Origin of the sequence: Streptomyces sp. NBC_00872 (genome assembly GCF_045161915.1) — a bacterium.
Classification (GTDB): Bacteria; Actinomycetota; Actinomycetes; order Streptomycetales; family Streptomycetaceae; genus Streptomyces.
On record NZ_CP108806.1, the window covers coordinates 8,950,929 to 8,966,801 of the forward strand.

Annotated in this window: 18 protein-coding genes and 2 pseudogenes; 9 read left to right on the plus strand and 11 right to left on the minus strand. The window is 66.8% G+C overall.

What is annotated here, in order from left to right:
* Nucleotides 1–295: 295 nt before the first annotated feature.
* Both OG214_RS37730 and OG214_RS37735 read left to right on the plus strand, forming a co-directional pair.
* The gene (locus tag OG214_RS37730) at nt 296–439 is read left to right on the plus strand and encodes a hypothetical protein (RefSeq protein ID WP_405987725.1); all 144 of its coding nucleotides are present in this window, start codon (nt 296–298) and stop codon (nt 437–439) included.
* 169 nt (nt 440–608) lie between these two features.
* On the plus strand, nt 609–1,478 hold the full coding sequence (locus tag OG214_RS37735) for a fumarylacetoacetate hydrolase family protein (RefSeq protein WP_405987377.1): 870 nt from the start codon (nt 609–611) through the stop codon (nt 1,476–1,478).
* 19 nt (nt 1,479–1,497) lie between these two features.
* Here OG214_RS37735 and OG214_RS37740 read toward each other — a convergent pair whose 3' ends face one another.
* The 3 genes from OG214_RS37740 to OG214_RS37750 form a co-directional block, all read right to left on the minus strand.
* Complete coding sequence (locus OG214_RS37740; RefSeq protein WP_405987378.1) at nt 1,498–2,382, minus strand: IS982 family transposase; 885 nt, start codon at nt 2,380–2,382, stop codon at nt 1,498–1,500.
* 644 nt (nt 2,383–3,026) lie between these two features.
* A complete protein-coding gene (locus OG214_RS37745; protein ID WP_331745869.1) occupies nt 3,027–4,160 on the minus strand; it encodes an IS630 family transposase in 1,134 nt (377 codons plus the stop codon).
* A gap of 51 nt (nt 4,161–4,211) precedes the next feature.
* Nucleotides 4,212–4,478 carry a hypothetical protein gene (locus tag OG214_RS37750; RefSeq protein WP_363086384.1) on the minus strand — a complete coding sequence of 89 codons (267 nt, stop codon included), beginning with the start codon at nt 4,476–4,478 and terminating at the stop codon, nt 4,212–4,214.
* Between the two features lie 76 nt (nt 4,479–4,554).
* On the opposite strand from OG214_RS37750, the gene OG214_RS37755 reads away from it, so the two are divergent.
* Nucleotides 4,555–4,776 carry a hypothetical protein gene (locus OG214_RS37755; RefSeq protein ID WP_405987379.1) on the plus strand — a complete coding sequence of 74 codons (222 nt, stop codon included), beginning with the start codon at nt 4,555–4,557 and terminating at the stop codon, nt 4,774–4,776.
* A 32-nt stretch (nt 4,777–4,808) separates the two neighbouring features.
* A pseudogene (locus tag OG214_RS37760) lies at nt 4,809–4,967 on the plus strand (IS5/IS1182 family transposase); the annotation flags it as partial.
* 87 nt (nt 4,968–5,054) lie between these two features.
* Here OG214_RS37760 and OG214_RS37765 read toward each other — a convergent pair.
* Entirely contained in the window at nt 5,055–5,771 is a 717-nt protein-coding gene (locus tag OG214_RS37765; RefSeq protein WP_405987380.1) for a class I SAM-dependent methyltransferase, read from the minus strand.
* 74 nt (nt 5,772–5,845) lie between these two features.
* Here OG214_RS37765 and ilvY point away from each other — a divergent pair, with 74 nt between their 5' ends.
* The gene (gene ilvY, locus OG214_RS37770) at nt 5,846–6,757 is read left to right on the plus strand and encodes an HTH-type transcriptional activator IlvY (RefSeq protein WP_405987381.1); all 912 of its coding nucleotides are present in this window, start codon (nt 5,846–5,848) and stop codon (nt 6,755–6,757) included.
* Here ilvY and OG214_RS37775 read toward each other — a convergent pair.
* Both OG214_RS37775 and OG214_RS37780 read right to left on the minus strand, forming a co-directional pair.
* Nucleotides 6,681–7,361: an SMI1/KNR4 family protein gene (locus OG214_RS37775; protein WP_405987382.1), complete on the minus strand. Its 681-nt coding sequence runs from the start codon at nt 7,359–7,361 to the stop codon at nt 6,681–6,683. The genes ilvY and OG214_RS37775 overlap by 77 nt on opposite strands.
* The gene (locus OG214_RS37780) at nt 7,358–7,717 is read right to left on the minus strand and encodes a hypothetical protein (RefSeq protein WP_405987383.1); all 360 of its coding nucleotides are present in this window, start codon (nt 7,715–7,717) and stop codon (nt 7,358–7,360) included. The genes OG214_RS37775 and OG214_RS37780 overlap by 4 nt, the downstream gene beginning before the upstream one ends.
* 105 nt (nt 7,718–7,822) lie before the next feature.
* On the opposite strand from OG214_RS37780, the gene OG214_RS37785 reads away from it, so the two are divergent.
* Both OG214_RS37785 and OG214_RS37790 read left to right on the plus strand, forming a co-directional pair.
* Nucleotides 7,823–8,071 (plus strand): hypothetical protein, encoded by a 249-nt coding sequence (locus tag OG214_RS37785; RefSeq protein ID WP_405987384.1) that lies wholly within the window; start codon nt 7,823–7,825, stop codon nt 8,069–8,071.
* Nucleotides 8,072–8,183: 112 nt separating this feature from the next.
* Complete coding sequence (locus tag OG214_RS37790) at nt 8,184–8,315, plus strand: hypothetical protein (protein WP_405987385.1); 132 nt, start codon at nt 8,184–8,186, stop codon at nt 8,313–8,315.
* Nucleotides 8,316–8,349: 34 nt separating this feature from the next.
* Here OG214_RS37790 and OG214_RS37795 read toward each other — a convergent pair.
* Together OG214_RS37795 and OG214_RS37800 are read right to left on the minus strand one after the other, a co-directional pair.
* A pseudogene (locus OG214_RS37795) lies at nt 8,350–8,903 on the minus strand (DapH/DapD/GlmU-related protein).
* Nucleotides 8,904–8,920: 17 nt separating this feature from the next.
* Nucleotides 8,921–10,101, minus strand: a protein-coding gene (locus OG214_RS37800) for an IS3 family transposase (protein ID WP_405987386.1) whose coding sequence is annotated in 2 segments (ribosomal slippage) — nt 8,921–9,837 and nt 9,837–10,101 — 1,182 coding nt in all. Because the reading frame shifts where the segments join, the coding sequence is not laid out codon by codon here.
* Between the two features lie 108 nt (nt 10,102–10,209).
* Between OG214_RS37800 and OG214_RS37805 the strand changes: the two genes are divergently transcribed.
* Complete coding sequence (locus OG214_RS37805; RefSeq protein WP_405983285.1) at nt 10,210–10,587, plus strand: hypothetical protein; 378 nt, start codon at nt 10,210–10,212, stop codon at nt 10,585–10,587.
* Between the two features lie 219 nt (nt 10,588–10,806).
* Here OG214_RS37805 and OG214_RS37810 read toward each other — a convergent pair whose 3' ends face one another.
* The 3 genes from OG214_RS37810 to OG214_RS37820 all read right to left on the minus strand — a co-directional run bounded on the left by OG214_RS37810 (nt 10,807) and on the right by OG214_RS37820 (nt 14,816).
* On the minus strand, nt 10,807–11,601 hold the full coding sequence (locus tag OG214_RS37810; RefSeq protein WP_405983284.1) for a hypothetical protein: 795 nt from the start codon (nt 11,599–11,601) through the stop codon (nt 10,807–10,809).
* A 498-nt stretch (nt 11,602–12,099) separates the two neighbouring features.
* Nucleotides 12,100–12,294 carry a hypothetical protein gene (locus OG214_RS37815; protein ID WP_405983283.1) on the minus strand — a complete coding sequence of 65 codons (195 nt, stop codon included), beginning with the start codon at nt 12,292–12,294 and terminating at the stop codon, nt 12,100–12,102.
* Complete coding sequence (locus tag OG214_RS37820; RefSeq protein WP_405983282.1) at nt 12,294–14,816, minus strand: Helicase associated domain protein; 2,523 nt, start codon at nt 14,814–14,816, stop codon at nt 12,294–12,296. Before OG214_RS37820 ends, OG214_RS37815 begins: the two co-directional genes overlap by 1 nt.
* Before the next feature lie 654 nt (nt 14,817–15,470).
* Between OG214_RS37820 and OG214_RS37825 the strand changes: the two genes are divergently transcribed.
* Nucleotides 15,471–15,656, plus strand: coding sequence for a hypothetical protein (locus OG214_RS37825; protein WP_405983281.1), 186 nt, complete (start codon nt 15,471–15,473; stop codon nt 15,654–15,656).
* The last annotated feature ends 217 nt before the right edge of the window (nt 15,657–15,873 follow it).

A 15,873-nucleotide genomic window follows, 5' to 3' on the forward strand; every position in this document is an offset into this window, starting at 1 on the left:
GGACGGACACCCCCTGGGACAGGCTGCACGCCCTCTATTTCGTCGGCTACGCCACCTGGAACTACCTCACAGCCCACTATCTGCTGACCCTGCCATGCGTGCGGATCCGGGATCTGGCACCGGAGCAGCCTCCCTGGACCCGCGCCCGGCCTCAGCGACGGGTAGCGGCGCCTTGGCGTCACCTTCCCGGACGACATCACGGTCCACACCGAGAACCAGACCTTCTACTACGACGAGCACTGCCTGCAGCGTCGTATGGACTACGCGCCGCGGGTTACGGGCGGCATTCCCGCCGGTGCGCATGATCGACGGCCACCAGGAGTTCTCGGGACCGGTCTTCCCCACCCGCCGCTGCGTCTTCGTCCCCGGCCCCGAGGGGCCGGGCCCGCTCGCCGACCCCTTCATCACGCTGGACTACTCCGACATCCGCGTCGGGTGAACAGAGCGAAAGCGGGAACGTGGACGGGCCGCTCCCCCCAAAGCCTCGTACGACTCAGAAGCCCAGCCGTTTCCGAGTTGCCGGAGATTGATACCTAAGGCGTAATTAAGGCGAGTATGCCTGAGATCGGCTGAAGTCGGTCGAAGGGCGACGCTGAGGAGGTACAGCGATGAAACTCGCGACATTCGACGCCGACGCCGACGCCGGACAGCATGTCGGATTCGTCGACGGTGACGAGGTGGTGGACCTGACAGCGGCCGATCCGTCGTTGGAGACGATGATCGAACTGCTGGAGCGCGACCCGAGACAGGTGTCGGCCGCCGCAGCATCGGCCCCGAGGCTGCCCGTGTCGGAGGTGAAGCTGTGCGCTCCGGTCCCCAGGCCGCCCAAGTTTCTGGCGATCGGCTACAACTATGCGGCTCACCTCGAAGAGACCCACATGGAGCGGCCGACCCGCCAGGCATGGTTTAACAAACAGCAGACCTGCGTCATCGGACCCGGCGACCCGATCTGGATCCCGGCCATCGCCCCGGACGAGGTCGACTACGAGGGCGAACTCGGTCTGGTGATCGGCAAGCGGTGCAAGGACGTTCCGAACGAGAAGAAATCGGTGCTGGACGTAGTCGCGGGATTCACCATCATCGACGACGTCAGCGTGCGCGACTGGCAGACCCTTGAGCCAGGCATGGTGGTCAGCAAATCGTTCGACACACATGGCCCGATCGGTCCGTGGATCGTCACCCCCGATGAGATCGGTGACCCGCTCGATCTGCGGTTGCGTACGTACGTCAGTGGCGACCTGCGCCAGGACGGACACACTGCGGACATGCTCTTCAATCTGTACGAGCAAGTCGCCTACCTCTCCAGTGCGTTCACTCTGGAGGTCGGGGACGTACTGGCCACAGGCACCCCGAGCGGCATCGCCTGGCACCGGCCCGGCATGTATCTGAAGGCGGGCGACACCGTTCGCATCGAGATCGAAAAGATCGGAGCCCTGGAGAACCCGGTCATCGACGAACCTCGCCGGCCGGCCCCCTAGATGAGTGAGTCCGATGTTCTCAGTGGTCGTAGGCGATGAGTGATCGTTTGGTCTTGGCGCCGGTGGTCCAGTTGTGCCAGATGCCGGCGGCGAGGGCGAGGAGTCGTTGCCCGGTGCGGGCGAAGACTCCGGCCGGGGTTCTGCCGCCGTGCTGTTCGAGGCTGAGCTGGCCTTTGAGGGTGTCGAAGACGGCCTCGATCCACTGCCGGACACGGGCGATCTTCCCGTGCCGGGCCGGCTCGTCCTTGCGGTCCGGCCGCACCAGGTGAATACCGAGCCGCTCCGTGCAGAAGGCTTCGAACTCCTTCCCTGCGAAGCCCTTGTCGGCCAGGATCACCTGCCCGGCCCGGACGAGGCGGTGGTCGCGCTCCAGCAGCGCGGCCATCACCTCCCGTTCTCCGAGTTTCGGGTTGGCCAGGCACCAGGTGACGGGCATGCCCTCGGCGGTGGTGACCAGGTAGAGCCGGAATCCCCAGAAGAAGCGGGAGTGGCTGCGGCAGTAGCCGTAGCCGGCGTGCCCGGCCAGGCCGGAGCGTTTGACGGTCTCGCGGGAGGCCGCGCAGGGCAGTGGGGTGGAGTCGATCAGCCGGAGGTCGTCGTGCCAGGTCGGGACCTGCCGGGCCAGGGCCTCGATCACGTGGCTGATCAGGGGCCCGGCGGCGTTGAGCCGCTTGTTGTAGGCCGATTGCTGGGGCAGGTAGCGGAAGAGGTGCCCGAGCCTGGCGTGGGCGAAACGGATCCAGTGCCGGGCCGAAGGGAAGCCGAGCAGGACTTGGGCGACTGCCAGGCACAGCAGTTCGGCGTCCGTCAGTTTCGGGGGTCGCCCGATCCGGCGACAAGGCGCCACATGGTCGTCGATGAACACGTACAGTGCCGCCAGAAGGGCGTCCAGGTTTGTCTTCACACACTGACCAACGGGCGCCCTTCGCCATGGTCGCGACCAGCACAGACATCGGACTCATTCATCTAGATGAATGAGTCCGATGTTCTCCGTGGTCATAGGCGATCAGGGATCGTTTGGTCTTGGCGCCGGTGGTCCAGTTGTGCCAGATGCCTGTTTCGAGGGTGAGGAGTCGTTGGCCGGTGCGGGCGAAGACTCCGGCTGGGTCCCGTCGCTGTGCTGTTCCTGGAAGGTAGTTGATCGTCGGGTGTCCTGCAGTTGGCCGAACGAGATGCGCCAGGCAAAGGTCAGGCTGTGAGGCCGAAAGCGAAGAGGGGCGGCCACAGGAACCAGGGCGGGGACCAGTCAGCAGGCCAGCGCCGATCGAGCATAAAGGCGGACGAGGTCGTCAGCCCGATCGTGAAGAGCGGGAGGATCCAGGCAAACAGGACGGTTCCGAGCCAGCGGCCTCCGAAGGTGCTCGCGACGGTCAGGTGCGGCTCAGCCTGGTCCTCTCTTTCGGATCTTGTCGGATCAGCGCGCGGAACTCCCGGCTCGTGAGGAACTGGGAGTTCCCGGATGTCGGTGCGCTTGCCAAGTCCTGCAGATGAAGCTCTGGGCCCTGTCCAACGTGCAAGAGGGAACGTAATCCTGTGGCTAGTGCCGCATCAGGCAACGTTTGCCCTGTTTACGACCTCGCGTAGGCGTTCGTCGGTGGCGTGCTTGTTCCGCCGGATGATGTATCGGCGGATCATGCTGCCCTGCTCCCTGTGGCTGGCATGGTCGGTGCCGTCGAGGGTGAAGTAGCGCAGGGCGGTGAACTGGGCTTCGATGCGGTTGAGCCAAGAGGAGTTCGTCGGGGTGTAGGCGATCTCGACGTTGTTCGCGTCAGCCCAGGTGGCAACCCGCTGGCAGCGTTTCGTGGTCAGGTGCGGGGAGTAGTTGTCGCAGACGATGGCGATCCTTACCGTCGCGGGATGGAGGCTGCGCAGGTAGCGGCAGAATTCCAGGAACTTGGAACGGTTCTTGGTCTTCTTGATGTGGCCGTAGAGCTGGTCTTTGCCCAGGTCGTAGGCCGCGAACAGGTGGCGGACGCCGTGCGGGCGGGTGTAGGTGGCCCGCCGTCTGGGCCTGGGGTCCCGGTCGGGGTCCTTGTGCCGGCCGCTGCGTTCGGCCCACTGGCGTCCGGGGTGCGGCTGGAGGTTGAGCGGGCCGAACTCGTCCATGCAGTAGATGACCTCGGGCTCGCCCGGCTCGGGTACGACCTCACGGTCGGCGATGGCGTAGAGGTGCTCGACGCGGGCCTTCTTCGCGGTGTAGTCGGGGTCGTTGGAGGTTTTCCAGGTCTTCACGCTTTGAAAGGTGACGCCTTCCTCGCGGAGCAGGATGCGCAGGCCCTCGTGGCTGATGTCGTCGACCACCCCCTCGGCGACCAGGAAGTCGGCCAGCTTGACCAGGCTCCAGGTCGAAAACGGCAGGCTGTGCTCGGTCGGCCTGGACTTGGCGATCTTCTTGATCTCCCTGCGCTCGGGCAGGGTGAAAGTCTTCGGCCGTCCGCCCTTGTACTTCGGGTAGAGCGATGCGAAGCCGTCGGTGTTGAAGTTGTGGATGACATCCCGGACTCGGTCCGCACTGGTGAACGTGACCTCGGCGATCTTCGCCACGGCCATGCCCTGCGCGGACAGCAGCACCATCTGGGCCCGGCGCCAGGTCACAACCGACCCGGTGCCGCGGCGGATGATCCGCAGCAACCGCCGGCCCTCGTCATCATCAATCTCACGAATTCGTACCCGCTCGGCCATGCGCACAGCCTGCCAGCGTCCTGGACCCTGGCTGCTGGTATCCCGGCCGTGTCACACCATTCGGCGTTTCCTCAGCTCAGCGAGCCAACCCCGTACTTGCTCGTCGTCGTGCAGGTAGCCGCCGCCCTCATCCGCGGGCAGGTCAATTCCACACAGGAGGTTCAGCGCCCACCACGAGAGGTCGTCCCAAGCAAGCCGGTCGTCGGCCACCCACCGCGCAGCCCAGCGGTCAGCCTCATCCCTCGTCAGCCGACCCTCGATGAGCGACGCGAAGCAATCCTCAACCTCATCAAGCGTCGGCTGGTGCCCTGCATCCATGTCCTGACCGTACAGGCAGGGCAAACGTTGCCTGATGCGGCACTAGCTTCTCCGCGACGTCCCTAGGGTCAGTGGCATGACGGACAACACTGTGGATCCAGCGACGATCACGCCGGAGATGGCTGTTCAGGTTCGCACGTGGCGAGTCGACGAGGAGTTCTCCTGGCGTGCTGTGGCTCAGGCCGCGTCCGACCTGTGGGGCTCCGGGTGGGGCAGCAACCAGCTCTTCGGCGAAGACCTTTGTGTAGCCGCAGCGAAGGTGCTGGGTGAAGACCCGCACCAGGAACCGTGGAATTGACGCCCGCTGGTGCCCCTCGGATCAGCGGGCGGCGCACGATCGGCTGGTGCATGAACGCCCGCCGCAACGCACGCGACTACGAACGGCTGCCCCTGCACTCCGAAGCGCACCTGAACTGGGCACTCACCACCATGATGACCAGGCGCCTGATCCGCAAAAGCCCCCGCACCAGCCAGTGGACGAAGAAACCTCCCTCCTGATCAGCACCCGGGGTCACTGCTCGGCCGTGCCTGGCTGCTCTCTTGAAACGACCAGGCACGACATGGCTGAGTGAGCGTCTACCGGCGGCGGCAGCAGAACTCTGCGTGAGTGGAGCGGGGAAAAGCCCTGGAGACGACGTCGAATCCGGCTCGCCGCAGCATCCCCTCGATGATCCAGGCGTAGGTGGAGAACTCGTCTCGGACATGGGCTTCGAAGTCGGCCCTGGTGAAACCCTCGCCCTCGGGGCGGCCTGCCGTGTCGATCCACTGCTGGAGGTGCTCCTCCGAACTGGTCGGCTCGAAGCTGAAAATCACATCCCACAGGTAGAAGGTGCCGCCGGGACGGAGCATCCCGGCCGCGTTGAGCAGCGCTTGCTGTTTCCAGAAGTCCGGGAGCTGGTGCAGGGCCGACTTCGTGGTGACCACATCAGCGAGTGGGCCGCTGTGGGTGTAGTCCAGGAAGCCGGCGCGGTGCCAGTGCGGGGCAACACCGAACCGCTCGGCCCGCGCCTGAGCGAAGGCGAGCATTTCCTCGGAGACGTCCACCCCGTGGGCGACGGCACCGCGTCGCACGGCCTGGACGGCCAGTGAGCCAGTGCCGCACGCCAAGCCGACCAGGTAGCTGCCTTCGCCGACCCCCAGACGGTCCAGCAGCGCGTCATCGGCATCGGAGTCGGTGCCCTGGTTACGGTCGTAGGCGGCAACCGCAGCCTTGCTACCGAGGTCGATGCCGACCGGCGTGTACTCGGGGAAGTACCAGGCGGGGCGGCGATGTGTGGTGTCGCTTCGTGGCATGCACCGTTTGTAGGCTCACCACCTGACACGCGGCAACACCAACTTACGCACCGCGGTATTGCGGAAGGTGAAAGATGCAGGACCACGACCAGTACCGGCTCTTCCTGCACCTCGCAGAGACGCTCAGCTTCACCCGCACCGCTGCGGACTGCCACATCAGCCCTGCCACGCTGTCCCGGACTGTGCAGAGGCTCGAGACCGCCACCGGACACCGACTCCTCGAACGCGGCACGCACGGAGCGTCCCTGACCCACCACGGCCGCTCCTTCCGCCGTTACGCGGCAGAAGCCCTGGACCTATGGGCCTGCTCCCACAACGGAGACACCGTCGACGACCTCAGCGGGCACCTGCGGGTGTTCGCCTCCGTCACGGCTTGCGAAAGCCTGTCGCCCGACCTGCTCGCCCCGCTGCGCTCCACGCACCCGCGCGTACACATCTCCTTATGCACAGGGGATGCCGCATCTGCCCTCGCCCTCCTCGACCAAAGCGAGACGGACCTTGCCGTCGCAGCCCTCCCCGACCGCCTACCCGCCACCCTGCTCACTCGGCAGATCACGCACACCCCGCTGGTCCTCGTCCAGGCCGCCGCCCCGACCGCCGCGACCGCCGAGCAGGCGCCTGACCTCAACAAGCCGTTCGTCCTGCCCCGTCAAGGACTCGTCCGCACCGCCGCCGACCATTGGTTTCGAAGCCTGGGTATCCATCCGCACATCGCCGCCGAGGCCAACGGTCACGAAGCCCTGCTCACCCTGGTTGCCCTCGGCTACGGCACGGGAATCATCCCCGACCTTGTGCTGCAGCACAGCGGCGTCCGCACGAGACTTCGACAGCTGCCCACCCCCACCCCCTCCGGCTCCGGCCACCTCGCCATCGGGATCTGCATCCGACGGGCCGACCTGCATCGCCCCCTCATCGCCGCCGCATGGGCAGAAACCCAGCCTGGTCAAAGCCACCATTCAGAGCATGCTCACGGCGCAGCGGTATGAAGTCCCAGTACAGCCTCTGCTCCTCGTCCACTACCGGCGTGTAGCCGTTGAGGGGCTGGTCGGTCTCGAGAGACGTGGCGATCGCCTCCATGAGCACTGGCAGGGACGTCCACATCTCGTGTGATACGCGCATAATGCCTTCCACGGCGTCGGCTTCGTGGATGCGCCCACGGTCGATCTCGGGACGGTGGTCCAGCACGAGGTAACCCCCGCCGAGGTCCCGCGCGATGGGGATCAACTGCGGGTGTCCGTAGAGGACGCTACTGGACCCGATCTTCATGAAGTCGTAGTCCGCCTCCTCTCCTTTCTCGTCCGCCGTGCGCTTGTCGTAGAAGCGGGTGGAAAGTTGCCACGCAGCCGCTATCTCGCGCGCACTCATCGGTCTGTAGAACCCTGGCAGCAGCGAGCCCGGCAGGTTGAGGAGACCGTCGTGCCGCAGCAGCGACATCACCAAGGGCTTCAGCAGTTGCCGGCCGAAAACGCGTTCGGTCGCGGCGATGTCCGCCGGATTCGCAGGCGGCGCCAGCGCGGCGTGGGTCGCCGGCGCATGCTCGGCCAGCCAGTTCTCGATTCGCGTCCACGACTCACTGATCGATGCGGTCATACCACGGCATGCTGCCACCTGGCACTGACAACCCCCTGAGAACAGCTGGACGGTGGCCGTGACCCCGATACGTCCGGCAGGGCCGTCACCGTGCGGTCGTTGGCCTGACGAGCCCGGGCGTAGTCGGTGAGGTCCTCCAGATCGAAGGCCGGCAGGTCCTTGCCGGTGACGATGCTCATACGGGTGAGCACGTTCAGGGCTTCGGTCGCGTGCTCGAAGCAGCGCTGTCCGCCGACGCGCTGCTTGAGTTCGGCGAACAGCGCCGGCTGGTTGCGGCGACGGTAGGCGTCGTAAACGCCCAGGAGGCGGCTGCCGAAGAGCCAACCGTAGGAGGGCTGGATCGCCTGGAGGACCATCAAGATGCCGAGACCGGCGGTGAAGCGTGACCGGGTGCCCGGGCCGCGGGTCTGCGGTCCCCAGCCGGACCCAGGACCCTCAGCGACGGGCGCAACATCCTGGTCGTGTCCCTTGACGGCATGGAAGAGGCATACGGCGCGGTCCTGGCCATCGTGCTGCACCGTCCCGTGGTCTATCCGGACACGGCGATGTTTGTCGTGATCATCGACCCCCTGCCGTGCACAGCCGTGGCCGTCGCCCTTCAGCAGATGAGGACTGCCCGCTTCGACGGCGCGAAACTCCAGGGCGCTGTGGTCACGGACGTCATGGACCGCGTCAGTCAAGCGCTCCGCGCGGTTCTCGACCTGTACTGACGGGCCAGAGCGACAGCGCCAGGCACTTACGCGGCGCAGTGGCTCGCCCCGCACCTCTGACCAGCTGGACCTGGAACCTGTTGTTCTGTTCGACAACGTCCGCGAGCCGATCATGAGTACTCTCGGGGAGACGCTCGCTTCCTGGAACGACGACTCTCACATCCATCAAATCCTCGCCCCCAGCTTCGATGTGCGTGAGGTGCCGGACGGCTGGCAGGTGCAGGTGCAGGAGTACGGAGACTGAGTCGAGAACTTGCAAGGGCTGTCGGCCTTTGTGCTCAGTCGTTCCATTGTTTGCGTGCGAACGCGGCCGGTTCGATCACCAGGGTGTCGGGGGGAACGTCCTTCGTGACAGTGGCTCCGGCGCCGACCACGGCACCTCGTCCGATCGTGACACCGGGAAGAACCGTCACTGCCGCGCCGAGCCCCGCGTTGGCCTCGATCGTGATGGAGGCCCGGTGATGAACTTACTTCGCTCGGACGCTGTGAGGGGGTGGTCAGAGGAGATGAGGTTGGTCTTCGGGCCGATCAGGACACCGTTGCCCAGGTGGATGCCACCCTGGTCCAGGAAGGCACAGCCCTGGTTGACGAAGACGTACTCGCCGAAGTCGATGCCCAGCCCGTGGTCGGTGTAGAAGGGCGGATAGACGGTGACGGAGTCGGGAACTTACTTGCCGACGATCTGGGACAGCAAGGCCGCGCGGGTGACCTTGTCGTCGAAGGGCAGGACGTTGAGGTGTGACGTGAGTGTGGTCACGAACTCGATCCGCTCGGCCACTCTCGCGAACTCGGGAGTGCGGACGTAGTGAGGGGCCTCGCGTTTTCCGGACAGGATTCTGACCGTTTATTTCACGCGGCGATTCGCAACTTCTCGTACTCGGCGTGGACTTCGCACGGAGGGCGGTAACCCACCGCCGAGTGGAGGCGTTTGCGATTGTACCAGAATTCGATGTAGCGAGTGATGTCCTGCCGAGCGGCCTCGCGGGTCAGGTAAGTCACCCTTGATACGAGCTCGTTCTTCAGGGCGCCGAAGAATGATTCGGTCATGGCGTTATCGAAACAGATCCCGGTGCGGCCGGAAGATCTGCGGAGCCCGAACCGGTCGAGCGTCTTCCCGAACTCGGCTGACATGTAGTTGCTTCCGCGGTCGGAGTGAAATATCGCGCCGACCGAAAGGTTCCTGTTGCGTGCCGCGTTGCGAATTGCCCTGGATATCAGTGGGGTTTGGTAGTGGTCGTCCATCGCGTAACCGATGACTTCCTTCGTGCAGCAGTCGATGACCGTTGCAAGGTACAGCCAGCCTTCCCCGGTCGCGATATAGGTAATGTCGCCGACGAGCTTTTTGCCGGGCGCATCCGCAGTGAAGTCGCGGCCGACGAGGTCCGGCACCTGGCCGGCCGCGGCCTGAGTGAGGTTGAACCTCTTCGGCCGTGGCAGGCAGGGCACCAGGCCCAGTTCGCGCATGAGGCGACGGACCAGCTCCACGCCCGCGGCGACGCCCCAGCGGTGCAGCTGGGCCTGGATGCGCCGGTGCCCGTAGGTGCTGTCGGACATGTCGAAGGCTTTCTCGATGAGCAATTTCAGTTCTTCGCGCCGCTGAGCTGTCGCGGATTCCGGGCGGGATCTCCAGTCGTAGTAGCCGGATCTGGAGACGCCGAGTCGGCCGCACATGAACTCGACGCTGTATGCGTACTCCTCGGTGTCGAGCCGCATCTCGTCGATGAACTCGTACTTGCTTGCTACCGGGGATCCTTCGCGAAGTACGCTGCGGCTTTTTTCAGGAAGGTAACTTCCATCTCCAGCTCGCGGTTGCGTCGTTCGAGTTCCTTCAGGCGCGCCCGCTCGTTCACCGTCAGTTCCGCATCGGGAGCCGGTTCCTGCTGCTTCTGGTACTTCTTCACCCAGCCGCGTAGCGTCTCCGGGTTCAGCTTAAGCTCCCGGGCGACTTCGGAGATCGTCTTGCTTGACCTCAACGCGATCTGGACGGCTTCCTCGCGGAACTCCGGCGAGTACTTACTGGGTGGCGCCACTTCTTCCTCGTTTCCTTGTTCAGGACAACCCTATTGGGTGGCTGTTCGGAAACTTCGTGGCCCCTCAGACTCCAAGCCGGGCCCCGCTCTGGAAGACCTCACCGTGTGATGCTCCTGACCATCGCCGAACGCTACGCCGAGGGGCGTATCGACGATCTTCTCGACGCAGACCACCTCGCAGGCGTGACTCCGGCCGCACCGAGAGAGCGTCTGCGGGCCCTCGTGGTGGGGCTCACGGGAGTCCTGGTGATGGCTGGCGCAGCGTTCCTCGGATCGCCCGACGCGGCCCTCATCCCTCTGCTGCCGGTCGTGGTCATCTTCGTCGCAGTCGTCGTCAACCGCGGACGGATGCCAACTGCGGGGCAGCTCACCGATCTGATCATCCCCGATGAGGCGGAGAACTCCGCGGCCGTTGACCATGCCCGACCTGCCCTCGCCCGAAGAGGTCGAAGCCGCTCGCACGCCCACCGGCGGCTGGAAGCGTGACCAGCTCGCCGCCCGGGGCGCCCCATGGCCCCCGCCCAAGGGAAGGAAGGACGAGCTGGCCGAACGCTGGAAAGCCGCCCGCCCGGACGGCGCACCGGCGCCCCCGCCCAGCCCGCCCCCGGCCGACTTCGCACAGGAGACGCTCGACTTCGGCTGACCCGACGACAGCGGGGTCGGACAGGATCACCCTGCCCGGTCCCGCTGCTCGTTTCCGGCTGCTCACCGGCTGAGACGGATGCGCGGCCCCCACGCGAACTCGAGGTCGTCCAGGAAGACGTCTTCCAGCTCCTTCTCCCACTGGCCGCGCAGGAGCATCGGAACGGCCTCCATCCGCTCCAGGATGACCAGGGTCTCGGGCTGCCCGATCAACGCGTACCGGCCGTGCGAGGCGGGCTTGCTGCCCGGCCCGTACGCGCGCAGCAGTTCCTCCAGGCGGGCACGGTGCTGCTGCACGAACGCCTCCAGGCGCTCGACGTACCCCTCGTGTTCCCCAGCGCGCACCGCGCTCAGCGCGACGTCCAGGAACTCCCCGTCCGGCCAGTGGCACCCGCCCGGCACGGCAAGGGCCCACGGGAACCGCTCTGCTGCCGGCCAAAACGTCCCTCGCGTCCTACACCGGAGCCGAGGCCGGTTCCTCCACCGGGGAGGGGAGCCCGGCTGTTGAAGGTGGGCCAGCGGCAGGGTGCTGGAGGCGGCGGTGGTTGCCAGCGGCGTGCCCAGCGCCTCCGGGTGGGCCATGAGCAGGCGTGCCAGGGCGCGGCCGTGGTCGCTGCCGTGCGGTTGCTTGGGGGTGCTGCCGTCGCCCCGATCGCCGGGGTAGGCGAGGTGCCAGAGGTATACGACGGTGCGGTGGAAGAAGTCGGTGAGCACCTCGAACATGTCGCTCGCTTCGGGGCCCGGTTCGTACGCGCCGACCACAGCGGCCGCGGCGCGCCCGATCTCGGAGGCGGTCTGCGAGAGCGCGTCCAGCATGTGCCGTGCGGAGTTCGAGGGGCTGTCCTCGAAGACCTCCACGATTCGGTACAGGCCCGGGGGGCCCGTAGAGGTTGCCTTCCTTCGCGCGGCGCACCATCACCGCGGCCTCCTCGACCGAGTCGGCGCTGGCGAGGTCGGTCACCTCCGAGGCGCCGGGGTGCTCCGGCTCGGTGCACCTGGCGAGGACCTGGTAGAGCCCTCGTTGCTCGGGCGGCCGTACTCCGCCCGACGCGGGGTGCCCCTGCCCGCGCTCCTCCGGATCGCCGGCAGGCGTGTATCCGTCGAAGACCTGGTGTGACACCAGATTCCGGATCCACATCCGCTTCAGCTCCGTCATCCGCACTGTCGCCCTGTGCCTTTCTGCAGAGCCAGCAGTATCCGTTCCGTCCTCGCTGCTGGCTGTTGTCACGTCGTTCCTCTGGTCGGTGCCGTCGGTGTTCACGCGGTTCCTTCCTGGTCGGCGCGGTTGGCGATCCAGTCCGGATCGCGTACGGGCGCCGGGACCCGCGTCTCGGTGGCCGGGGCGCGCATGATGCGTCAGCTGGTGCGTGGCGCGGTGACGACGTGGACCAGGACGACGACGGCCTGGCGGCCGGAGCCGCCCCGGACCCACGCCCCGGTGAAGCGGACCTGATCGGCCGCCCCGGCGCCCGCGCGCCGCCAGGGGCGAAGCCGTCCGAGCAGATAGCCGGCCGCGAGCGCGGCGGCCGCGGCGACGACGACGGCCGTCATCAGGACCACCGCATCCCGACCTCGGACAGCTGCTCCATCCGCTCCGGGGTCAGCGCGGCGGCCCTGCTCCGCTGGTTGTCGACCCATGCCCCCAGACGGAACTGGTCCTCCCGGCCGTCCTCGGAGAGCACGGTCTCCACGTGCTTGCGCGGGACCTTGAGGTGGCCCTCGCGCTCGAAGAACTGCCGGGCAGCGGCGAGGTTGGCGGTCCACTTGTCGGCCTGCGTACGGGGCCTCTGCGGCTTCTCGTCCTCGGGCACGGGTGTGATCCCGAGGACCTGCTCGCACATCCACTGCTGCACGCCGGTGAGCTGGTCCCACCCGCACCGCACCGACGTCACCCACCGCCCGAGGTCCTCGCCCTGGCGCAGGACCCCGCCCGCCTCGGTGGGCAGCGCCTCGCCCGCGTCCCGGTGCATTCGCACCAGGTGGAAGCACCGCTGCCACGTCACCGGCCACGACGGACACCACGACGCGTCGATCTCCTCCAACTGCTCGCGCCGCTCGTCCGACAGCGCCCCGGCCGACGACTCCACCGGCAGCCCCTCCGCACGCCGCCGCTTGATCTCCCGAGCCTTCCGGGCGGCGGCCCGCGCGTTCTTCAGCCAGATGCCCACCGCCGCTCCCTGGAAGGTGGCGTCCAGCGGCGCCAGGAGGTGCCCGTGTTCGGCGGCCCACCCGCGCGCGGCGGACAGGCCCTCCTCCCACGCGACGTCGAAGTGCGACCAGATCATGCCGAGCTTCTCCAGCTGCTCGATGCGGTCCTCGTCCATCTTGCCGCGGGCGTAGAACCGGCGGGCATCAGCGGTCCACTGCCCCAGCGGGAACCCGGCGAGCGAGGCCGGCCACCCCGTGGCTTCCTTCTCCTGGTCGTCGATGGCGGGCACGCGGAACGTGAACGGGACGCGGAGGTCGCCGTGTTCACAGGCGTAGATGACGGCTGCTTCCACGCCGCGCCGCCAGTGCTCGTGCTCGGGGTTGACGACGCGCAGGCTGATGAACGCGGCGAGGGCGGCCGGGTCGCGGGGCGTACTGAACTTCAGCAGCGCCTTGGCGGGAGCACTGACGCCTCCGGAGCCTTCGCCGCTCCCGCCCGTGCTCTTCCCGCTGTCATCCTTGCTGACGGGCTTGTAGCGGCTCGGGGCCTGCTGCTCCGCAAGGGTCTCCACGATCCGCGCGTCGTGCGCCCGCAGCGCCTCCAAGAGCTTGGCGAGCCCGCCGAACGCCCGGGAGGTGAGCATGTTGTCCACCGTCTCGCCAGGCCCGAGCAGCACCGGCACCACGAGCGAGGCCATCTTGCCCTCGCCCGGCTGCATCCGCAGCGCGCGGCCCACGGCCTGGACCAGGTCCGGCATGGAGCCGCGTACATCCGCCCAGTAGACGGAGTCGCAGTTCTTGGTGTCGACGCCTTCGCCCAGGACCTTCACCGAGCAGAGGAAGCACTTCTCCACGACGGTGCCGTCCGTGACGATCCCGGCCGCGAACTCCCCGAGGAGTCGGCGGCGGTGGAGCGGCTTGTGGTCCCCGCAGAGCCAGTCGGCCCAGATGGTTGCCGGGTACAGCTCGGGGTCGGCGGCGTGCAGTTGGGCTGCGACAGCTGGGAGGCCGGTCGCGAACGCCTCGGCTTCCTTGACGACGTGGTGGAAGACGAGCGTGCGGCGGAAGTTCTCCTCCGCGGACGCCTTCACGAGGGCGGTTTGCAGCGCGGCGAGCCGCGCCCCGCGGACTTGCTCAGAGCGGCCTTCGGCGCCCAGGAGCTGCGCGGCCTGGAGGGCGGTGTCGGTGATGTCCACACACACGACCTGGTACGGCGCGCAGATCCCCCGGTCGATCGCCTCCGACAGCGTTAGCGTGTAGCAGCGGCTGCCGAAGGCCGAGTCGGGGTCGTCGTCCATACTCGCCACCAGTTCACCGGGCGCGCCGTCCTGGTCCTCGTCCCCGACCTGCCACAGCCTTGGTGTGGCCGTCATGTACAGGCGGCGCAGGGACGGGATCTTCTGGTTGTCGTGCACGACCGCCCACGGCTTCCCGATCCGCCCGGAAGTGCGGTGCGCCTCATCGACCACAATTAGGTCCCAGGCCGAAAGGCCGGCGGCGTGCGCCCGTTCCAGCGTGCCCAGCCCCAGGCTGGCGTACGTGGCGTACACGGTCACCTTCTCCAGGTCCCGCGCCCACTCCACCAGCTCATCCACGTCCGTGGTGTTGGGGAAGGACACCTCCTCACCCCGCAGCGAGGACACCCCGATCATCGGCCCCCGGCGGCCCCCCTCACGCCACGCGGACTCGGTCTGAGAGAGCAGGTCCAGGCTCGGTACCAGCACCAGCACACGGCCCGCGTGGAGCTCCTCCGCACTGCGGACCGCCACCCGGGTTTTGCCGGACCCGGTTGCCATGATCACCTGAGTCCGGAGACCTTGCTCGGGCACAAGTGATCTTGCAGGAAATTCGAGGGCGCGGAGGACCGCGTCAACGGCTTCCCGCTGGGCGGCCTCACGCTGATCAGCACGGTTAGTGGTCGACATACCCGTCTGCCTTCTCCTGGGGGCCGGCCGGGTAGATTCGGGCGGCGGGAACAAGAAACCTGCATGCAGAGAAGCCGTTGAGGTCACGGTGGAAGTGGCACTGTTGTCGGCTATCTGATTCAGCCGGGACGCTTACGAGGTAAGTGAGTGGAACTTCATAAGGCCCCGAAGTGCTCCGGAGTGGTGTGCTCCGGCTCCAGAGTCTATCTCGTGCATCAAAATGAAGCATAAGAATCATGAGATTGCCCGGCTGGTATCACCGAAAGCCCGAAGAGGATCCTGACGGTCACTCAAAGCGCGCCTATACCTGGATGCCACCCTACGGGTGGGCGTGTTCCCGGAGTGGGTGTCATGAGTGCGTGTACTCATGTGCGCGGACCTTGCCCTGCGTCACGATGTGTGTTCCATGACAAGTCGCTGGGAGGGACAGGCGTGATGTATGCAAGGAAGATTGCAACCGTGTTGATAGTGGCGGCGTTTGGCCTGGCAGGGGCAATGCCTGCCGCAGCAACTGGAGGTCTTCTTCCGCACCCCGGGCCGGAGGGTTTGGTGTGGGTTGAGGAGATGACGGGAGACGGTGGAGTCGCGTCAGGGGGTGCGTGGGAAGGACTGCCGACCGTACTCACCGTGGCCTGTGAGGGTGGAGACAGTGTGGTGGCGACGATGGAGTCACAGCAGGTGCGGGTTGCCGAGTTCGCGGTGGACTGCCCTGTCGGCAGTGTGGGTGCGGGCTCGGCGACCATGGACGCGGGTGTCGTGCGGCGAGGGTCCTTCACAGTGGGGATCGACGCCTCGCAGGAGAGCATCCGGTGGGCCCTGACGGTGACGCAGCCCGAGTAGAAGCCCCTGGCGGTCCACCGCTTCCTCGCCGCGGTGGACCGCCAGCCCAGACGTCCTGCTGCTGCGGTTTTGGTGGCTGGAGCGCAGCGGAGCCACTGGTCCAGGCGAAGCCCGGACCTTGGGGCCGCAACGCGGCCCAGGTTTGCCTCCGTTGAGTCCTGGAGCGAAGCGAAAGGACTCAACGGAGGGCGCGGTGAGCGAAGCGAGCGCGCAACAC

Excerpts from the sequence above, each read along its gene's own strand:
- OG214_RS37750 (WP_363086384.1), bottom strand. The coding sequence starts at position 4,478 with ATGGATGCAGGGCACCAGCCGACGCTTGATGAGGTTGAGGATTGCTTC.
- OG214_RS37820 (WP_405983282.1), bottom strand. The coding sequence starts at position 14,816 with ATGTCGACCACTAACCGTGCTGATCAGCGTGAGGCCGCCCAGCGGGAA.
- ilvY (WP_405987381.1), top strand. The coding sequence starts at position 5,846 with ATGCAGGACCACGACCAGTACCGGCTCTTCCTGCACCTCGCAGAGACG.
- OG214_RS37745 (WP_331745869.1), bottom strand. The coding sequence starts at position 4,160 with ATGGCCGAGCGGGTACGAATTCGTGAGATTGATGATGACGAGGGCCGG.
- OG214_RS37735 (WP_405987377.1), top strand. The coding sequence starts at position 609 with ATGAAACTCGCGACATTCGACGCCGACGCCGACGCCGGACAGCATGTC.
- OG214_RS37775 (WP_405987382.1), bottom strand. The coding sequence starts at position 7,361 with ATGACCGCATCGATCAGTGAGTCGTGGACGCGAATCGAGAACTGGCTG.
- OG214_RS37815 (WP_405983283.1), bottom strand. The coding sequence starts at position 12,294 with ATGACGGCCGTCGTCGTCGCCGCGGCCGCCGCGCTCGCGGCCGGCTAT.
- OG214_RS37790 (WP_405987385.1), top strand. The coding sequence starts at position 8,184 with ATGAGTACTCTCGGGGAGACGCTCGCTTCCTGGAACGACGACTCTCAC.
- OG214_RS37765 (WP_405987380.1), bottom strand. The coding sequence starts at position 5,771 with ATGCCACGAAGCGACACCACACATCGCCGCCCCGCCTGGTACTTCCCC.
- OG214_RS37780 (WP_405987383.1), bottom strand. The coding sequence starts at position 7,717 with ATGGTCCTCCAGGCGATCCAGCCCTCCTACGGTTGGCTCTTCGGCAGC.
- OG214_RS37755 (WP_405987379.1), top strand. The coding sequence starts at position 4,555 with ATGACGGACAACACTGTGGATCCAGCGACGATCACGCCGGAGATGGCT.
- OG214_RS37805 (WP_405983285.1), top strand. The coding sequence starts at position 10,210 with ATGCTCCTGACCATCGCCGAACGCTACGCCGAGGGGCGTATCGACGAT.